Genomic DNA, 17,906 nt, shown 5'->3' with positions numbered 1-17,906 from the left:
CCCTCTCCTATTTCACAACGGTGACCGGAACATCGGCATGCATGACCAGATTCTGCGTCGCGCTGCCAAAGATGCGTTTGGTGAAGCCATCTGCCGAGGATCGTCCGACCACGATCTGCGACCCGTTGTTTTCCACCGTTATGGCGTTCAGCGTTTCGGCCACGTCACCATGACGCACGACGCCGTGTGCGCTGAAACCCGCCGCCTTGAGCGACTCGACCGCCGGGGTAACGACCCGCGACATCGCCGTTTCGATTTCTTCTTCTCTCCGCTTGTGCCGTTGAGCGTTCTCCTCAGGGGTCTGGAATGTGAATGGGGACCACTCGATGACATAAACCACCAGCAATTCACTGCCGTCGATCCGTCCTGCCAGATCCTTGGCAAAGGCGATCGCCCGTTCGCCGGCTTCTGTCCCGTCAAGTCCTATGACAATTTTAGCTGTCATGTCCTTCCTCCGTTTTTTCATTTGGTCGGGGGACGTAGTTCCCCGTCAGGGCAGCCAGATTTGGGAACTCGACTTGAAGACTGCCCTCACGGAAGTATCAGGAAAAATCACTAGGAAATGGAGATTTTTTTGGGCTATTATCAGTGATAACTGTCGTTTCTTGGTATAAATGCAGGGATTTTTGCTGATAGACAGAGATTTGGATAAGATCGATCAACGCATCCTGCAGGAGCTTGAGGCCAATGGCCGCCTGCCGATTGTCGAGCTCGCCGCGCGCGTCAATCTGACGAACACGCCATGCTCGGAACGGGTCAAGCGGCTGGAGCGGACCGGCTATATCACCGGCTACAGCGCGGTTGTCGACAAGGAACGGCTGGGGCTGGCGCATCTGACTGTCGTTCAAGTGTCTCTTGCGGCAACCGCCGAACAGTCGCTGGACAAATTCAACGAGGCCGTCCGCAAAGTGCCCGAGATCGAAAGCTGTCTGATGGTTGCAGGCTCTTTCGACTATCTCCTGACGGTGAGAACCCGCGACATCGCGCATTTCCGCATGGTGCTCGGAGAGAAGATCAACAAGCTGCCCGGTATTCATCAGACAAGCTCCTTCACCGTCATGGAGACCGTCAAGGAACCTGTCGGAGTGAAGGCCGTCAGCTATTAACGTTTCACTCGGCGTCAACCCGGATCGGTGTTGTAGATCAGGCGCTCGTCACAGGGCGCGATCCGCAGAATGTTGGTGGTGCCCGGCACATTGAAAGGCACACCGGCGGTTACCACGATCTGATCCGTCTCGATGGCAAACCCTCCGGCGCGTGCTGCCCGCGCGGCGCTGACCACCGCGCTTTTGAACCGCTCCAGCTCGGGTGTCATCACGCAGTTACACCCCCAGCTCAGGCATAGCCTGCGCGCGGTGCCTTGCAACGAGGTCATGGCGATGATCGGCACACCGGGTCGCTCACGTGCAGTCAGCAGGGCAGTAGTACCACTCTGGGTGAAACAGCAGATTGCCTTGATGTCGGTCTTTTCCGCGATCTCGCGCGCAGCGGCCACAATACCGTCGGCGATGGTGGTGCCCATCGCGCTGCGGGACGCGGCGATGATCTGGGTATAGGTCGGATCGGCCTCGACCTCGGTCGCCACTTTGTCCATCGTCTGCACGGCTTCGATCGGATACCCGCCAGCCGCCGATTCCGCGCTGAGCATGATGGCATCCGTTCCTTCATAGATGGCAGTGGCCACGTCCGAAACCTCGGCACGCGTGGGCATCGGGCTTTCGATCATGCTTTCCAGCATCTGGGTCGCCACGATCACCGGCTTGGCCGCCGCCCGGCAGCGCCGCACCAGCCGCTTCTGGATCGGCGGCACCGCCGAGACCGGCAATTCCACTCCCAGATCACCTCGCGCGACCATGATCCCGTCTGAGGCGTCGAGGATTTCATCAAACGCCTCGACCGCCGCCGGTTTCTCGATCTTCGACAGGATCGCGGCGCGGCCATCGGCGAGCGAGCGCGCCTCGAACACGTCCTTGGCCCGCTGCACGAAACTCAGCGCCAGCCAGTCCACGCCAAGCTGGCATACGAATTCCAGATCAGAACGGTCCTTTTCCGACAGCGCCGCCAAGGGCAGCACAACGTCCGGCACGTTCACCCCCTTGCGGTTCGAAATCGTGCCACCGGTCACCACCACACAATCGGCGAAATCCGCGCCACAGCTTTCGACGCGCAGACGGATCTTGCCGTCATTGACCAGCAGATGCGCACCGGTTTCCAGCGCCTCGAAAATCTCACGATGCGGCAGGCAGACGCGCGAGGCATCGCCGGGTGCTTCGTCCAGATCCAGCCGGAATGCCGCGCCCTCTTCCAGCTCTTCGGCGTCATTGGCAAAGACACCCACGCGCAGCTTGGGACCCTGAAGATCGGCCAGAATCGCAATCGTGCTGTCCAGATCCTTTTCCACCTGCCGGATGATGCGGTGCTTTTCGCGAATCTCGTCATGGCTGCCGTGGCTCATGTTCAGACGGAAAACGTCCGCCCCGGCCTCGTGCAGCGCGCGGATCACGTCATAGTCTTCCGACGCCGGTCCCAGCGTCGCCACGATTTTCACATTTCTCAGGCGTCGCACGTCCCTGATCTCCTCAATTCGCAAATGTTACCGCAAACAGCGCTTGAGGCCGCTTATCGCGCAATTCCCTTTCGCAGGCAACTGCCCTACACCTGCGGCAAACAAGATGACAGGCTGATGACATATTTTCCGTTCTTCATTCACGGCGAGGACAGGCCGTCCCGCTGGCTGATCACATGCGATCATGCAACCAATACCGTACCGCCCGAAGTGAACGGCGGCGACCTTGGCCTGCCGCGTGAGGATATGGAGCGCCATATCGCCTATGATGTCGGCGCCTATGAAGTGTCGAAACATCTGGGCGAAATCCTGAACGCCCCGGTGATCGCCGCCAATTTCTCGCGTCTGGTGATCGATCCCAACCGGGGTGAGGACGATCCGACCCTGCTGATGAAGCTCTATGACGGCTCGATCATTCCCGGTAACCGCCATGCCGACGCGGTCGAGCGCGAGCGACGGCTGAACATGTGTTACCGCCCCTATCACGAGGCGCTGGCACGGATGGCCGCCCTGCCCCATGCGGTGATCGTGTCGATGCACTCCTTTACGCGCCAGTTGCGGGGCCGCGATCCGCGCCCGTGGGAGATCGGAGTGCTCTATACGCAAGACGAACGCTTCTCACGCCCGTTCATCGAGCGGCTGAGGGCCGAGGGCGATCTGACGGTGGGCGAGAATGAGCCCTATACCGGCTATCTGCCCGGCGACGCCATCGACAAGCACGGCACGGCGCACAACCGCCCAAATGCCCTGATCGAATTGCGCAACGACCTGATCGCCGACCACGCCGGTCAGCGCGCCTGGGCCGAACGGTTGGCCCCGATTCTGGAGGCAGCCCTGGAAGACTCAGGCGTCTGACGCAGGGTCACATGCGCCCGAATTCGGCCCTCACATTCTTGTGAGGGCACCCGTGTGACCCCATATAAGTAGGGAAGCCCCAACAGGAAATTCCACGATCAGGAGGCGCAGATGACCCATGAAACCCTGACTGCCGTCTTCGGATGGATGACCGTGCTGAACCTTGGCCTGCTGATCTTCAGCACGCTGATGGTGCTGGTTCTGCAGGACTGGGCCGTGCGCATTCATGGCCGGATGTTCCAGATGGAACCGGCGGATGTGCGCAAGGCGTATTTCAAGTACCTCGCCAACTACAAGGTGCTGACGCTGGTGTTCTGCCTGATGCCCTGGCTGGCGCTAAAGCTGGCCTGATCCGGTTTTGCGAAGCTCACCGCGGGGGGCCTGTTGGCCCCCTCTTTTGTTGTAACCGGGGGCGTTGATTGCTAACTCGGGCACAGGGACGCCAAATACTCACTTCGGAGCCAAGACATGGACCAGCAGACCGAAATCGAACTCCAGGCCGCCGCCTTTCGCCGCCTTCAGAAACACCTGATGGAGGACCGGACGGATGTGCAGAACATCGACATGATGAATTTGGCCGGCTTTTGCCGCAATTGTCTGGCCCGCTGGTATCAGGAGGCGGCCAACGACAAGGGCATCGAGATGGACAAGAATACGGCCCGCGAGGTTTTCTACGGCATGACCATGGACGAGTGGAAAGCCAATTATCAGACCGAGGCGAGTGCCGAGAAACAGGCCGCCTTCAAGGTCGCGTTCGAGGAAAACGTGCTCAAGAAGGGCTGAACACCACGCCCCGCGCGGCCAGATCGTTGAATGTGGCCGCGTCGATGCCCAGCTCTTCCAGCACCGCCCGGCTGTCGGCCCCATGCGCGCGCGGCGCGCTGTCCAGCGAAGGCGTGCCGTGGTCATAAGTAAAGCCGGCCACCGCGAACCGGTCCTGCCCGACCTGCTGCACCACGCTGCGGGTCCCAAATTGCGGCTCATCCAGCGCTTCGGCCAACCCTCGCACCCGCGCGGCGGGAACGTGGTGAGTGTTCAGGATCTCCTCCCATTCCGCCGCCGTTTTGCCGCGCAGAACACCGGCCAGCAGCGCAGCGTCGCCTTCCCTGCGCCCGGCGATCTCCGCACGCGGTGTGGCGGCCAGCTCATTGGCCACCGCATCCTCTCCAACCGCTCGCATCAGGTTCGCCATCTGAGCGTTGGTATAAGCCCCGATCATCAGAGTGCCGTCGGCCGTCTCATAGGTCGCGTAACCCGCCAAAGACGGGTCTCGATTACCGTGCGGCCTGGGCGCCACCCCGGTCGCCAGCGTCGTTGCGGTGTGCGAGTTCATTAGCATCAGCGCACAATCGGCCATCGCCACGTCGATCCGCCGCCCCTGCCCTGTCAGCGCCCGGCCATACAGCGCTACCGAGATCGCCAGCGCTGCCTGCGCGCCGGTGCCGTAATCGACCATGGCCGGACCGACCCGAACCGGATCGCTTCCAGCCTCGCCATTGGCGGCCATAACGCCCGCATAGGCCTGAATCACAACGTCATAGGCGGGATGCGCCGCCTTGGGACCGGTCGCCCCGAACCCGCTGATGGCGCAATAGATCAGATCGGGTTTAAGCGCCGCCAGCCGGTCATATCCCAGCCCCAACTCCTCGACCGCGTGCGCGGTATAGTTCTGCACCACCACGTCCGCCGTCGCCAGCAACCGGTCGAAGATTGCCTGCCCTGCGTCGGATTTCAGATCCAGCGCCAGTGCCCGCTTGCCGCCTCCCTGCGCCTGAAAGGACAGTCCCATTCCGGCCGCGTTCAACTCCGCATCGGCTCCATCTGCCCGCGTCATGTCGGGCCGGTCCACCGGCTCGATCTTGATCACCTCGGCACCCAACACGCCCAGTTGATAGGTGCAAAACGGCCCGGCAAAGACATGGGTCAGGTCCAGAACCCGCAGCCCCTCGAATGGTCGCATGAAAAATCCTCCCACCGGCAGGCTACCAGCGAGAGGATTGGAAAACGGTCCGTTTTCGTCAGCTTGAGGTCGGTTTTGCCGCCTCAGACCGCCGCCTTACGGCTTTCGTCCAGATAGATCTCGCGCAGACGTTTCGCGATTGGACCCGGCCTACCGTCACCAAGTGTCACCCCGTCGATCTCGACCACCGGCATCACAAAGGCGCTTGCCGAGGTGGTGAACGCCTCATCCGCCTCCTTCGCCTCGTCGATGGTGAACAGACGCTCTTCGATCTCCATCTGTGCCTCCGCCGCCATCCGCAGCACCGCCTTGCGGGTGATGCCGTGCAGGATATCGGTCGACAATGGACGGGTGACGATCTTGCCGTTCTTGACGAAATAGGCGTTGTTCGAGGTGCCCTCGGTCACATAGCCATCCTCGATCAGCCACGCATCATCGCAACCGGCGGCCTTGGCCATCATCTTGCCCATGGAAGGGTAGAGCAGTTGCGTCGTCTTGATGTCGCGGCGACCCCAGCGAATATCCTCGATCGAGATGATCTTGTTGCCCTTCGCAGCCGCCGGACTGTCGGCCAGACCCGGCTTGTTCTGGGTGAACAGCACGATGGTCGGCTTAGTGTCCGCCGAGGGGAACACGAAATCCCGATCACCATCCGAGCCACGCGAGACCTGCAGATAAACCAGCCCCTCTTCGATGCCGTTCAGCTCCACCAGCTTGCGGTGAACCTCCAGCAGCTCCTCCTTGCTGCACGGCTCGGCCATGTCCAGCTCGTCCAGCGAGCGCTTCAGGCGCACCGCGTGGCCCTCGAAGTCAATCAGCTTGCCGTCCAGAACACTGGTCACCTCGTACACCGCATCAGCCATCAGGAACCCACGGTCAAAGATCGAAACCTTGGCCTCGGTCTCGGGCAGGTATTCGCCATTCACGTAAACGGTACGGGTCATGCGTCTCACAGTCCTTTCCAATTGCGCCCCCTCTCCCCTCGGGGGAGAGGGTCGGGGTGAGGGGCTTAACCCCAAAGTGCCGCCTTGGGCGGGTGCACTCCGGCGTCGTCAAAAATCAGCGGCTCATCGCGGTCTTCGGCCAACAGAAGCGGGCCGTCAAGGTCCGTCACCATTGCACCCTGCGCCACCAGCGTCGCAGGCGCCATGGCCAGCGACGAGCCGACCATGCAGCCCACCATGATGCCATAGCCCTCGGCCAGCGCCGCCTCGCGCAGCTTCAGGGCCTCGGTCAGACCGCCGGTCTTGTCGAGCTTGATGTTGATCACATCGTATTTGCCCTTGAGCCCCGGCAGGCTGGCCCTGTCATGGCAGCTCTCGTCGGCACAAACCGGCACCGGGCGCTCCATCCCGATCAGCGCCTCATCGTCCCCGGCAGGCAAGGGTTGTTCGACCAGCGCCACGCCCAACCGCACCAAATGCGGTGCCAGATCGGCATAGGCCTCCGCCGACCAGCCCTCATTGGCATCGACAATGATCTTGGCATCGGGCGCGCCCGCACGCACCGCTTCCAATCGCGGCATGTCATCCGGCGTGCCCAGTTTGATCTTGAGCAGCGGCCGATGCGCATTCTTCGCCGCCTGCGCCCGCATCGCATCGGGCGCATCCAGAGACAAGGTATAGGCGGTAATCTCGGGCCCCGGCGCAGGCAACCCGGCCAGTTCCCACGCGCGCTTGCCGGCCCGCTTGGCCTCCAAATCCCAAAGTGCACAATCCACTGCGTTGCGCGCCGCACCCGCAGGCAGCAACTCCATCAGCCCCTCGCGGGTGAACTCCGCAGGCAGCCCGGCAATCTCTGCCTCGACCGACTCCAGGGTCTCGTCATAGCGGGCATAAGGCACACACTCGCCCCAACCCTGATGCACCCCATCCGAGACCCGGACCGTTAACACCTTTGCCTCGGTCCGCGACCCGCGCGAGATGGTGAACACCTGCGCCAGCCGGAACACATCGCGAGAGACCTCAACCTGCACGCGCCCGCTCCTTCATCTTTTCCCAAATACTCCCGCCGGAGGCGGACCACACCGCCACCGGCGCCGAGCTTAGATCACATCGCAGCCAGCGCATCCACCAGCTTGTCCGGCCCGAACCGGAACGGGTCGGTCGCGGGCAGGCCCATCTCGGCCTCAACCTTGGCCAGATAGGCACTGGCGTCCTCTTCGCTCATGTGCTGAGTGTTCACCGAGATGCCCACCACCTTGCAGTCGGGGTTTGCCACCAACGCCAGACTCAGCGCGGTGTCACGCAGCGTTTCCAGCGACGGCAACTGATAGGTCGGCAGACCCCGCATATGCTCGCGGGTCGGTTCATGGCTCAGGATCAGCGCGTCCGGCTGGCCGCCGTGGATCAGCGCCATGGTAACGCCCGAGTAAGAGACATGGAACAGCGAGCCCTGACCCTCGATCAGATCCCAATGATCGTCTTCGTTGTCCGGGGTCAGCCATTCCACAGACCCGGCCATGAAATCGGCGATCACCGCGTCCAGTGGCACGCCGTCTCCGGTGATCAGGATGCCGGTCTGACCTGTGGCGCGGAAGGTCGATTTCATCCCCCGCTTGCGCATCTCGGCGTCCATCGCTAGCGCGGTATACATCTTGCCCACCGAACAGTCGGTGCCCACCGCAAGGCACCGCTTGCCCCTGCGCTTGATACCGTTGGCAATCGGATAATCCACCGACGGCACCCGCACGTCGTGCAGCGTGCGCCCGGTCGCTTCGGCCACCGCCACCAGATCGGGCTCGTCGCGCAGCAGGTTGTGCAAACCGCTGGCCAGGTCGAACCCTTCCTCCAGCGCCATCACCAGCACCTTCTTCCATTCCTGGCTGATCACGCCACCCCGGTTGGCCACGCCGATCACCAGCGTCTTGGCACCGGCCTCGCGGGCCTCGACCAGATCCATGTCTTTGAGCCCCAGATCGGCTTTGCAGCCGTCCATGCGGAACTGACCCACGGCGTTTTCCGGGCGCCAGTCCTTGATGCCCTGGGCCACCTTGGCCGCCAACTGGTCGGGCGCATCGCCCAAAAACAACAGATACGGTGTCTCGATCATTGCGGTGCACTCCTTTGATTCCGGCGTAAGGTATTGAACGGCCCTGACGAGCGTTTCGCGTTTTTCCCGGCCTTGCGCGGACCAGAAAGAAGAATTTCGCGCATGTTTTGAAATCTGCGCAAAATTCTTCGAAGTTTTTAAACTGACTAATCTTTAATCGCCTCAAACGGCGCCCATCGCGAAGATGCTGCACTGCCAATGCTGCAAGTGCACAAAGACGCTTGCGCACGCTCGCGCAATTTAATACCTCATCTCAGGATAAAATCGCAATTTCCTTACCCGCGAGAGGACCGCCCATGAGTTTCCGCATCCAGCCCGCCGCCCCCGCGCGCCCCAACCGTTGCCAGTTGTTCGGCCCCGGCTCGAACACCAAGCTGTTCCCGAAAATGGCAGCTTCGGCGGCGGATGTGATCAATCTCGACCTCGAGGACTCGGTGGCGCCCAGCGACAAGGACGTCGCCCGCGCCAACGTAATCGAGGCGCTGAACACCGTGGATTGGGGCAACAAATACATGTCGGTGCGGATCAACGGGCTGGACACGCCGTATTGGTACCGCGACGTGGTGGATGTGTTGGAACAGGCGGGCGACCGGCTGGATCAGATCATGATCCCCAAGGTGGGCTGTGCCGCAGATGTCTATGCGGTCGACGCACTGGTCACCGCCATTGAGCGCGCCAAGGGCCGGACCAAGCCGATCAGTTTCGAAGTGATCATCGAATCCGCCGCCGGCATCGCTCACGCTGAAGAAATCGCTGCATCGTCCCCACGTATGCAGGCGATGAGCCTTGGTGCGGCAGACTTTGCGGCCTCAATGGGCATGCAGACCACCGGCATCGGCGGCACGCAAGAGAACTACTACATGCTGCGCGAGGGCGAGAGGCACTGGTCAGACCCCTGGCATTGGGCGCAGGCCGCCATCGTCGCCGCCTGCCGCACACACGGCGTGCTGCCAGTGGACGGGCCGTTTGGCGACTTCTCGGATGCCGAAGGCTATATCGCGCAGGCCAAACGTTCGGCCACGTTAGGCATGGTGGGCAAATGGGCGATCCACCCCAAACAGATCGCGCTGGCCAATCAGGTCTTTACTCCGTCGGATGAAGCTGTGGGCGAGGCGCGCGAGATTCTGGCCGCAATGGAGCAGGCCAAGGCCAATGGCGAAGGCGCGACGGTTTATAAGGGCCGTCTGGTCGATATCGCCTCGATCAAGCAGGCCGAAGTGATCGTGGCACAAGCCGAGTTGATCGCCGCGAACGGCTGATGCCCTTCGGCAAAACCCGAACAAGGGCGCCCAAGCGGGCGCCCTTGTTCTTTGAAATTTAAGCAGCTGTCAGACAGGAAAGCGTCGGGTTCAGCGCCCGAAGGCTTCGTTTGGCACCCATTTCATCTTTTCCCCTTGCTTGCCCCATTTCATCATCAGGCAAGAGGTGCCGTATTTCTGGTAATAGAGGATGCTCAGGTCGTACCAACCGGCCTTTGGAACCTCGACCGTCACGCGCTGGTTGGCCTCGCAGGGCTGGCGCCCACGCACGAACCCGATCTGCTGCCCCGACACCCGCGCGTCGATCCCGTCATTTGACCAGGTCTCAAGCTCATAAACGCCCGGCGCGTCGAACCGGATATAACCGCGGATGTCCGCTGCGACGTTGTAATGCTGAGGGTGGGTCATCACCGGATCGCCCTTGTCGGTGTCCCGGTAGTCCAGCCCCTTCAATGGCTGCCCCGGCTCGGCCTCTTTCTGCAGAAGCTTCCGAGCCATCTTGAGATTGTTGATCGCAGCGGGTGGCCGTCCGCCCCAGGCGTATTTCACCGACAAGCCCGGTTTTACACTGGAGGGCTGTGGACTGGCGGGCTTCAGCTTCAATGTCTGGGCCATGCCCGCCGAGGCCAGCATCAGCCCAAGCGCGGCAACCGCTCCGGTCAAAATGGATTTCATACGTTTCTCCCTGTTGGTCGCATCGCTGCCGGTCTGATGCCGGTCTTGTGCAACGAAATCGTGATGAGCCTAGGCTTCAATTTTTTGTGCGGCAAGCCCGGCGCGGATCACAATTACCCCATCAGGCCCGCATATCCTTGGGCGAGCCCATGACCACATAAGAGGTGATCGAGGTCACATGGGGCAGCGTGCCCAGCACCTCGGTGTGGAAGGTTTTGTACGACGGCAGGTCGGCGCATTCGACGCGCAGCAGGTATTCGATAGTGCCGGTGATATTGTGGCACTCGACCACTTCCGGCGCCTGTTGCAATGCGCGCTCGAACCCCTCCTGCGCGGCCTTGGTGTGCTCTCCCAGCCCGACGCCGATATAGGCAACAAACCCAACCCCCATCGCCGCCGGGTTCAGCACCGCGCGATAGCCTGCGATGACGCCTGCACGCTCAAGCTCCTGCACCCGGCGCAGGCAGGCCGAAGGGGACAGACCCACGCGCTCGGCCAGTTCCAGATTGCTGATCCGTCCGTCGCGGGTCAGTTCACGCAATATTCGGTGGTTTATCTCATCCAGCTTCGCCATTTGTTGCGCAAACTGACGCAACATACGTCAAAACGCAATTTCATTTGGGCCATTTGCGCCGATTCTCTGCGCCATGACCCATGACCTGCTCCTCGCACTGGTGACCTTTGCCTTTGTCTCATCGATCACGCCGGGGCCCAACAACCTGATGCTGATGGCCTCGGGGGCCAATTTCGGGTTCCGCCGCACCATTCCGCATATGCTGGGGATCGGGCTGGGCTTCACCTTCATGGTGCTGATGGTAGGCGCCGGGCTGGTGCAGGTTTTCGACGCCTATCCGGTGAGCTACACGGTGCTCAAGGCGTCCTCGGTGGCCTACCTGCTCTATCTGGCGTGGAAGATTGCCAATGCGGCACCGATCCGTGAGAAGGAGGCCGAGGGGCGGCCCCTGACGTTCTTGCAGGCAGCGGCGTTTCAATGGGTGAACCCCAAGGCCTGGGCGATGGCGCTGACCGCCACCACCGCCTATGCGCCCACCCAATCGCTGAACGCCATTCTGGTCGTGGCGGCGGTTTTCGGTGCAATCAACTTGCCTTCGGTCAGCACCTGGACTGTATTGGGGCAGCAGATGGCGCGGTTCCTGACGAATCCGCGTCGGCTAACAATGTTCAACTGGACCATGGCGGCGCTGCTTGTGGCCTCGCTCTACCCGGTGCTCTGGCCTGCCTGACTATTTGAGCGGCAGACAGATCTCGGTCAGCAGATCCTCAGGCGCGGTTTCGCGCGGGTTGTTGAGATAGATCTCGTAGCAGGGCACATCTGCCGGCTCTTCACCCGAATGCGGCAGCCAGTTGCCAAAGAGCGACTGATAGGCGGCATGGATACCCGAATACGGCCCCTTGTAGGTCATCACCGCGGTCTTCCCACCTGAGATCTGCCGTTCCTCCAACCCCTCGGGCACATCACCGCCCCGGTATTCACCCCCGGCAAAACTGCGCAGATCGGCCTCGGGCACATCCTCGGGGCTGTCATAATATATCGCCAGCATCGGCCCCATCTGCGGCCAGAGGTTGCGGGTTTCACAGATAGCTCCGAACGCCTCAAAGCTTTTGCCGATCTCCATATAGGCGCCACTGTGGGTCAGGCCGATGATGCGGCGATCAGGTTCGGTGCGGGTGGTGACGGGATGCATGGGGTATCCTCCGGTTTTGAACTCTGGGTAAGGCGGCAACAGCCGGCCCGCCTTGCGAAAGGCGGCTGGGCTGCTGCCATAGGCCTCGGCAAAGGCCCGGGTGAAAGAGCTGAGATTGGAATAGCCCGCGTCAGACGCCACTTTCGCCAGCGGCTTGTCGCCCTGTACCAGCCAGTTGGCGGCCCGGTGCAGCCTGATCCGCCGGACCGCCTGCGCACAGGTCTCGCCCGTAACGGCCCGGAACACCCGGTGCCAGTGAAACCGCGACATGGCCGCGATATCGGCCAGCGCATCCAGCGACAGATCGCCTGCGGGATTGTCGTGAATGTAGTTGAGAACCCGCAGGACGCGGTCTTCGTAGCTGGCTGTCATTGCTGGTGTTCCATCCTTGCCCTTTCGCCCTACCCGGATCGCACATCCGGTCTTTGCAAATCTTGCGGTTTTGCCCCTACCTGCGTCGCGCACCCCTGTTAGACTGGACCGTGACAGCACCAAACCCGTCTCATTCTGGACTGGGAGACCATTGGAGGACAGCCATGAAAAAGATCGCCCGCAAACTCCGCCGTACCCTCGCCGCCACCGGGCTTGCGCTGGCCTGCGCGGCCCCGGTTCTGGGCGAGGATCTGCCGGTGCAGACCCAGGACATGCTGAACACCCGGGTGAGCGAACACAGCCCTGCCAAAGAAAGCTACATCAAGGACCGCCCGATTCTGGGCTGGCACCTGACCAGCGACCGGTTCGAGGATATCCCCGACGCCATCCGCGCCGCGTTGGGGAGCGTGGATGCCACCGGTTACGATCAGGCCTACCTGACTGCCAACAAGGGCTCGATCATCGCGCTGCAGATGCAGAAGGACGGGACCGATTTCTACATCATCGGCAAGGACACGTTCGACAGTAAGTACGAATTGGTTCCGCTGGCCGAGGTGGCCGAGAAAAACACGCGCCTGATCGAACGGCTGGGCATGGCGCCCGAGGTCAAGACCATGTTCGAGACCGGCGCCGAGGGGCTGGTCGGCGCGCTCAAGACCACTCCGGTCGAGATGATCCGCGCCAGCGCACTGGGCTATCCGCAGGCGGACGCGCTGACCATTCAGGCGCCCTGGGGCGAGCAGACCAAGCCCGCTGGGCAGGATGCGTTCCTGGTCTGGGACGACGGCGAGAGCCAGTATTACATGGTCAACCAAGGCGACGATGGAAACCCCGCCAGTTACGTGCCCTCCAAATAAGGGGAATCGGGACCCGCATCGGATGACCCCCGCCAGCGGGGCCGCGATGTTGCATTCCGGGGGCGAGAACGTCATATAGCGTGAAATTCCGCTCACGTGAGGCGCCATGACCCAGTATCTGGATTTCGAAAAACCGCTGGCCGAGATCGAAGGCAAGGCGGAGGAGTTGCGGGCACTGGCCCGGGCCAATGAAGAGATGGATGTGGCCGACGAGGCCGCGGCGCTGGATGCCAAGGCGGCCTCATTGCTGGAAGAGCTTTATAAAGACCTGACGCCTTGGCGGAAATGCCAGGTGGCGCGGCATCCCGAGCGGCCCCATTGCAAGGATTACATCGAGGCGCTGTTCTCGGAATACACGCCGTTGGCGGGCGACCGGAACTTTGCCGACGATCTTGCAGTGATGGGCGGTCTGGCGCGGTTCAACGATCAGCCGGTGATGGTAATTGGGCACGAAAAGGGCTCGGACACCAAATCGCGGATCGAGCGGAATTTCGGCATGGCCCGGCCCGAAGGCTATCGCAAAGCTGTGCGCCTGATGGAGATGGCGGGCCGGTTCGGCCTACCGGTAATCACCCTGATCGATACTGCCGGCGCCTATCCCGGCAAGGGCGCCGAAGAGCGCGGCCAGTCCGAGGCCATCGCCCGTTCGACCGAGATGTGCCTGAAGATCGGCGTGCCGCTGGTGTCGGTGATCATCGGCGAGGGCGGCTCGGGCGGCGCTGTCGCATTCGCCACCGCAAACCGCGTGGCGATGCTGGAACATTCGGTCTATTCGGTGATCTCGCCCGAGGGCTGCGCCTCGATCCTGTGGAAGGACGCCGAAAAGATGCGCGAGGCCGCCGAGGCGTTGCGCCTGACCGCGCAGGACCTGCAAAAGCTGGGCGTTATCGACCGGATTATTCCTGAGCCGAAGGGCGGCGCCCATCGCGACCGGATTGCGACGATCGACTCGGTGCGAAAGGCCATTGCCGCAATGTTGGGCCAGCTTGAGGGCAAGGACGGCGCCGCGCTGGTCAAGGACCGGCGGCAGAAATTCCTTGATATCGGGTCCAAGGGGCTGGCGGCCTGATACGGGCCATTCTGTGCCAACATCGAGGCCGGGGGCTAAGCCGCTTGTAAGCGGCTTAGGCGGTTTGCAAACCGCTTGCTTCAACGCGCTTGCAAACGCGTTGGTCGCGGTGGGTCCTTGGGGCCTATCCGCGCCGTAGCCTTTGCAATAGTTCCATCGTCGGCTCCCCAGTTACCGGCAGCCCTGACGCGCGTTGATAGGCACTGATCGCCGCCCGGCTGTTCGAGCCGATCACCCCGTCGGACCCTTGCGTGTCGAACCCAGCCTTGGTCAGACGCTCCTGCAACTCCTTGCGATCATCCAGCGTCATGCCCTGCGCGTCGGGCGGAAAGCGGCCTTGGATCGGTGGCCCACCCGTGATCCGGTCGGCCAGATGCCCAATACCGATCACGTAGCTTTCGGAATTGTTGTAGCGAGTGATCACGGTAAAGTTGTTGAAGATCATGAAGGCAGGGCCACTTGCTCCTGCCGGAGTAATGATCGACGCCGCACCATGATTGGGCACTCTGCCCCCGCGCACGTCCCGCACCCCGAGGCTCGCCCAATCCGCCGGGCTGCGCCGGGTGCCGCGCCCCACCAGCCGTCGATTGAACCCGTTCGGCAACCGCACCTCAACGCCCCAGGGCTGGCCATAGGTCCAACCTGACCTCTTGAGATACGCCGCCGCTGAGGCCAGCGCATCGGTCGGATCGTCCGCCCAGATATCACGCCGCCCGTCCCCGGTGAAATCCACCGCATAGGCCAGATACGAGGTCGGAATGAACTGCGTATGCCCCATCGCCCCGGCCCAGCTGCCGGTCATCCGTTCGGGAGTTGTGTCGCCGTTCTGTAGGATCTTCAGCGCTGCCACGAGTTGTTTCTGAAAAAACGCCCCCCGCCGCCCGTCATAGGCCAGCGTCGACAGGGCCGAGACCACCTGAATATCGCCGCGCCGGGCGCCATAGCGGCTCTCCAGCCCCCAGACCGCCGTCACGTATTGCGGTTCGACCTGATAGCGCGCCTCGATCTGGCTAAGCGTCGCGCCATTCTGACGCAGCTTCGCCTTACCGGTGCTCACCCGCTCATCCGAGGCGGCGATGGCCAGATAATCCTCAAGCGAGCGCTTGAACTCGGTCTGGTTGCGGTCCCGCTCGATCACACCAGGCAGATATCCCGCCCCGCGAAAGGCACGGTCGATGGTGGATGCCGAGATGCCCTGCGCCGCGGCACGCCCCTTGAACCCCGCAACCCAAGCGTCCCAGCCTGCATTCGGAACCGCCTGCATACGCGTCCTCGGGGCGCTCTGAGTCACCCCGCCACCGCTACATGCCGACACCAGCGCTGCGCCAAGCCCAACGGAAAATACACGTCGATTGATCATGACTGAAACCTGCTCTTCTTGCCCTGCCTCACGGTACTCCGATCATCCGCACGACACCAGCAGACGTTTCTCCAACCCGGCGGCAATTCGGCTTGTTGACCTGATCATCGCGGAAGAGGCCACCGCCCGGCAAAAAGCCGCTCAGGATCGTGATGGCCTCGCCGCCCAATCCAGACCCCAACTGCTTCTTCTTGCCAAAAATATGCAAATCCCGTCCGCGCCACAGGCGCTCAGGTCACCAGCAACCGCAACCCTTGCGTCACATCCGACCGCACCGCCAGACGCAGCCCGGGCTCATCCCCCGCCTTCAGCGCTGCAATGATCAGCTTGTGGAAATGCGGCGGATCGGTGCGCCGCAGCCGCCCGTAAAGCGCCCGCATCGTCGGCCCCAACTGCAGCCAAACGGTTTCGGCCATGGCCAGCATCGCCGGAGCCTGCGCCCGCAGATAAAGCGTGCGATGAAACTCCAGATTGGCCCGGATATACCCCACCGCATCCCGCTTAGTGACCATCTCGGCCACGGTCATGTTAATGCTCTGCAGCCGGTCGATCAGCGCGATATGCGCGCGCGGCAAGGCGCGGCTGGCCAACTCGACCTCCAACAGCGCGCGCAACGCCGCCAACTCCTCGATCCGATCATTGGTCAGTTCGGGCGTCGACACCCGGCCCGACGATGACAGAAACAACGCTCCCTCCGCAGCCAGGCGGCGGACAGCTTCGCGCGCAGGCGTCATCGAGACGTCAAAGTCCTTGCCGATACCGCGCAGCGTCAACGGCTGCCCCGGCGCCATCTCGCCATGCATGATCCGGGACCGAAGAGCGCGGTAGACCCGGTCGTGGGTCGCCGAATGGGTATCGGTGGCGCGCGCAGTCAACATGCCCTCATGTGATCACAAATTTCAGCGAGGTCAACTCGACGCGCCATCAAAACGGTAGCGGTGCAGACCGCCCCCATGCTCACGCAGCCAACGACGCGCATCATCGTAAGGTCCGTGAATCCGTTCAACCTGCGCCCAGAACGCGGGTGAGTGATTCATCTCGGCCAGATGCGCGACCTCATGCGCCGCGACGTAACGCAGCACCTCAGGCGGGGCAAGGATCAGCCTCCAGGAGAACATCAACGCCCCCGCCGAACTGCACGACCCCCAGCGAGAGCGTGTGTCGCGCAAGGTCATGCGCGTGTAGGACTGCCCGAGTCGCCCGGCATAAAAATCGCACGCCGCGGTCAACCGATCACGCGCCAGCTCCTTCAGAAAGCTCTGCAATCGCCGCGCTTCGGCACCGTCGGGCACAGTCACCTCATCCCGGCGCAGCGCGACCCTGCGCCCCTCGGCCCGCACGATTCGCCGCACTTCGCCTTCAATTGGAATACGCTGGCCGAAACCCACCTGCGCGTCCTCCGGGCGCGCGCTCAGGTGATGGCGAATCCAGTCTTCCTTGGTCCGCGCAAAATCCAGTGCCTCGTCCTCGGGTATTCCGTGTGGCAAAGTCAACGTAACCCGCCCGTCCAGCTGGGAAATCCGCAGGCTGATCCTGCGCGCCCGGGCCGAACGGCGCAGAGTCAGCGGCACCGGCGGCCGGCCCGGCAATGCGTGTCCTCCCATAGTACTGCTCCCTCTTGCGCAAAGGCTTTGACAGTCCCCACCGCATATGGCAGGTGACCTGAATCGTCGATACGACTCACCAGATATCAAGGGGATTTGACATGCCCAAGGAAGAATGGGGCGTAAAGCGCGTTTGCCCGACCACCGGCAAACGGTTTTATGACCTGAACAAGAACCCGATTGTTAGCCCGTACACCGGCGAGATCGTGGAACTGGAAACCGGCAAGAGCCGGATGATCGCCGCAGATGCCGAGGACGCGGCATCGGCCAAGGCACGCGAAGCAAGCTCTGATGACGATATTGTCCTCGAGGACGACGATGTCGATGTTGAGCTCGACGACGACATACTCGATGACGACGACGAGGATAACGTCTCGCTCGACGAAATCACCGATGTTGCATCGGAAGACGAGTCCTGACCCGTACCGGGGCGCGTCCGCCCCGCTTACCTGTCAGCTGTCGGCCTACCGGCAGCGGCACATATCTGACCAGAATATTTTTGTCTGAACCGGATTTTGGGCTTGCGCTCGGCGGCAGTGTTTCATAAACGTCCGTCCACCGCTGCAATAGCG

21 protein-coding genes are annotated in these 17,906 nt (G+C 62.2%); 9 read left to right on the top strand and 12 right to left on the bottom strand.

The annotated features are described in order from the left end of the window. Positions 1–7 precede the first annotated feature (7 nt). Entirely contained in the window at positions 8–445 is a 438-nt protein-coding gene (locus tag AB3N21_RS18470; RefSeq protein ID WP_367936598.1) for a universal stress protein, read from the bottom strand. A 187-nt stretch (positions 446–632) separates the two neighbouring features. Here AB3N21_RS18470 and AB3N21_RS18465 point away from each other — a divergent pair, with 187 nt between their 5' ends. Further along, complete coding sequence (locus AB3N21_RS18465; protein WP_367936661.1) at positions 633–1,106, top strand: Lrp/AsnC family transcriptional regulator; 474 nt, start codon at positions 633–635, stop codon at positions 1,104–1,106. A gap of 14 nt (positions 1,107–1,120) precedes the next feature. On the opposite strand, the gene pyk is transcribed toward AB3N21_RS18465, so the two are convergent. Next, positions 1,121–2,566 carry a pyruvate kinase gene (pyk, locus tag AB3N21_RS18460; RefSeq protein ID WP_367936597.1) on the bottom strand — a complete coding sequence of 482 codons (1,446 nt, stop codon included), beginning with the start codon at positions 2,564–2,566 and terminating at the stop codon, positions 1,121–1,123. A 117-nt stretch (positions 2,567–2,683) separates the two neighbouring features. Between pyk and AB3N21_RS18455 the strand changes: the two genes are divergently transcribed. From AB3N21_RS18455 to AB3N21_RS18445, 3 genes are all read left to right on the top strand, one after another. Continuing rightward, complete coding sequence (locus tag AB3N21_RS18455) at positions 2,684–3,421, top strand: N-formylglutamate amidohydrolase (RefSeq protein ID WP_367936596.1); 738 nt, start codon at positions 2,684–2,686, stop codon at positions 3,419–3,421. Positions 3,422–3,532: 111 nt separating this feature from the next. After that, a complete protein-coding gene (locus AB3N21_RS18450) occupies positions 3,533–3,772 on the top strand; it encodes a DUF6868 family protein (RefSeq protein WP_367936595.1) in 240 nt (79 codons plus the stop codon). A 117-nt stretch (positions 3,773–3,889) separates the two neighbouring features. Next, positions 3,890–4,204: a DUF1244 domain-containing protein gene (locus AB3N21_RS18445; protein ID WP_367936594.1), complete on the top strand. Its 315-nt coding sequence runs from the start codon at positions 3,890–3,892 to the stop codon at positions 4,202–4,204. Here the strand turns inward: AB3N21_RS18445 and AB3N21_RS18440 are convergent. The 4 genes from AB3N21_RS18440 to dgcN all read right to left on the bottom strand — a co-directional run bounded on the left by AB3N21_RS18440 (position 4,191) and on the right by dgcN (position 8,432). After that, positions 4,191–5,381: a CaiB/BaiF CoA transferase family protein gene (locus AB3N21_RS18440; RefSeq protein WP_367936593.1), complete on the bottom strand. Its 1,191-nt coding sequence runs from the start codon at positions 5,379–5,381 to the stop codon at positions 4,191–4,193. The two genes, AB3N21_RS18445 and AB3N21_RS18440, sit on opposite strands and share 14 nt — an antisense overlap. Before the next feature lie 83 nt (positions 5,382–5,464). Continuing rightward, the gene (locus AB3N21_RS18435) at positions 5,465–6,325 is read right to left on the bottom strand and encodes a D-amino-acid transaminase (RefSeq protein ID WP_367936592.1); all 861 of its coding nucleotides are present in this window, start codon (positions 6,323–6,325) and stop codon (positions 5,465–5,467) included. 65 nt (positions 6,326–6,390) lie between these two features. Further along, on the bottom strand, positions 6,391–7,356 hold the full coding sequence (dgcA, locus tag AB3N21_RS18430) for an N-acetyl-D-Glu racemase DgcA (protein ID WP_367936591.1): 966 nt from the start codon (positions 7,354–7,356) through the stop codon (positions 6,391–6,393). A gap of 74 nt (positions 7,357–7,430) precedes the next feature. After that, on the bottom strand, positions 7,431–8,432 hold the full coding sequence (dgcN, locus tag AB3N21_RS18425) for an N-acetyltransferase DgcN (protein WP_367936590.1): 1,002 nt from the start codon (positions 8,430–8,432) through the stop codon (positions 7,431–7,433). Positions 8,433–8,728: 296 nt separating this feature from the next. Between dgcN and AB3N21_RS18420 the strand changes: the two genes are divergently transcribed. Next, positions 8,729–9,691 (top strand): L-malyl-CoA/beta-methylmalyl-CoA lyase, encoded by a 963-nt coding sequence (locus AB3N21_RS18420; RefSeq protein WP_367936589.1) that lies wholly within the window; start codon positions 8,729–8,731, stop codon positions 9,689–9,691. Positions 9,692–9,781: 90 nt separating this feature from the next. On the opposite strand, the gene AB3N21_RS18415 is transcribed toward AB3N21_RS18420, so the two are convergent. Further along, a complete protein-coding gene (locus AB3N21_RS18415) occupies positions 9,782–10,366 on the bottom strand; it encodes a PA14 domain-containing protein (protein ID WP_367936588.1) in 585 nt (194 codons plus the stop codon). Between the two features lie 121 nt (positions 10,367–10,487). Then, positions 10,488–10,940 carry an Lrp/AsnC family transcriptional regulator gene (locus AB3N21_RS18410; protein WP_367936587.1) on the bottom strand — a complete coding sequence of 151 codons (453 nt, stop codon included), beginning with the start codon at positions 10,938–10,940 and terminating at the stop codon, positions 10,488–10,490. Positions 10,941–11,013: 73 nt separating this feature from the next. Between AB3N21_RS18410 and AB3N21_RS18405 the strand changes: the two genes are divergently transcribed. Then, a complete protein-coding gene (locus AB3N21_RS18405; protein WP_367936586.1) occupies positions 11,014–11,610 on the top strand; it encodes a LysE family translocator in 597 nt (198 codons plus the stop codon). On the opposite strand, the gene AB3N21_RS18400 is transcribed toward AB3N21_RS18405, so the two are convergent. Next, the gene (locus AB3N21_RS18400) at positions 11,611–12,444 is read right to left on the bottom strand and encodes a GyrI-like domain-containing protein (RefSeq protein WP_367936585.1); all 834 of its coding nucleotides are present in this window, start codon (positions 12,442–12,444) and stop codon (positions 11,611–11,613) included. A 164-nt stretch (positions 12,445–12,608) separates the two neighbouring features. On the opposite strand from AB3N21_RS18400, the gene AB3N21_RS18395 reads away from it, so the two are divergent. Both AB3N21_RS18395 and AB3N21_RS18390 read left to right on the top strand, forming a co-directional pair. After that, positions 12,609–13,301 carry a hypothetical protein gene (locus AB3N21_RS18395; RefSeq protein ID WP_367936584.1) on the top strand — a complete coding sequence of 231 codons (693 nt, stop codon included), beginning with the start codon at positions 12,609–12,611 and terminating at the stop codon, positions 13,299–13,301. 106 nt (positions 13,302–13,407) lie between these two features. Further along, positions 13,408–14,370 (top strand): acetyl-CoA carboxylase carboxyltransferase subunit alpha, encoded by a 963-nt coding sequence (locus AB3N21_RS18390; RefSeq protein ID WP_171178161.1) that lies wholly within the window; start codon positions 13,408–13,410, stop codon positions 14,368–14,370. Between the two features lie 124 nt (positions 14,371–14,494). Here AB3N21_RS18390 and AB3N21_RS18385 read toward each other — a convergent pair whose 3' ends face one another. The 3 genes from AB3N21_RS18385 to AB3N21_RS18375 form a co-directional block, all read right to left on the bottom strand. Continuing rightward, positions 14,495–15,730: a lytic murein transglycosylase gene (locus tag AB3N21_RS18385; RefSeq protein ID WP_367936583.1), complete on the bottom strand. Its 1,236-nt coding sequence runs from the start codon at positions 15,728–15,730 to the stop codon at positions 14,495–14,497. 230 nt (positions 15,731–15,960) lie between these two features. Next, complete coding sequence (locus tag AB3N21_RS18380) at positions 15,961–16,608, bottom strand: GntR family transcriptional regulator (RefSeq protein ID WP_171178163.1); 648 nt, start codon at positions 16,606–16,608, stop codon at positions 15,961–15,963. Between the two features lie 30 nt (positions 16,609–16,638). Next, positions 16,639–17,334 (bottom strand): M48 family metallopeptidase, encoded by a 696-nt coding sequence (locus tag AB3N21_RS18375; protein WP_367936582.1) that lies wholly within the window; start codon positions 17,332–17,334, stop codon positions 16,639–16,641. Between the two features lie 101 nt (positions 17,335–17,435). On the opposite strand from AB3N21_RS18375, the gene AB3N21_RS18370 reads away from it, so the two are divergent. Further along, positions 17,436–17,753 carry a TIGR02300 family protein gene (locus AB3N21_RS18370; protein ID WP_367936581.1) on the top strand — a complete coding sequence of 106 codons (318 nt, stop codon included), beginning with the start codon at positions 17,436–17,438 and terminating at the stop codon, positions 17,751–17,753. Positions 17,754–17,906: the final 153 nt, after the last annotated feature.

The organism is Ruegeria sp., assembly GCF_040830605.1.
Lineage (GTDB): Bacteria > Pseudomonadota > Alphaproteobacteria > Rhodobacterales > Rhodobacteraceae > Ruegeria.
This window is presented reverse-complemented; position numbering and strand designations above follow the sequence as displayed.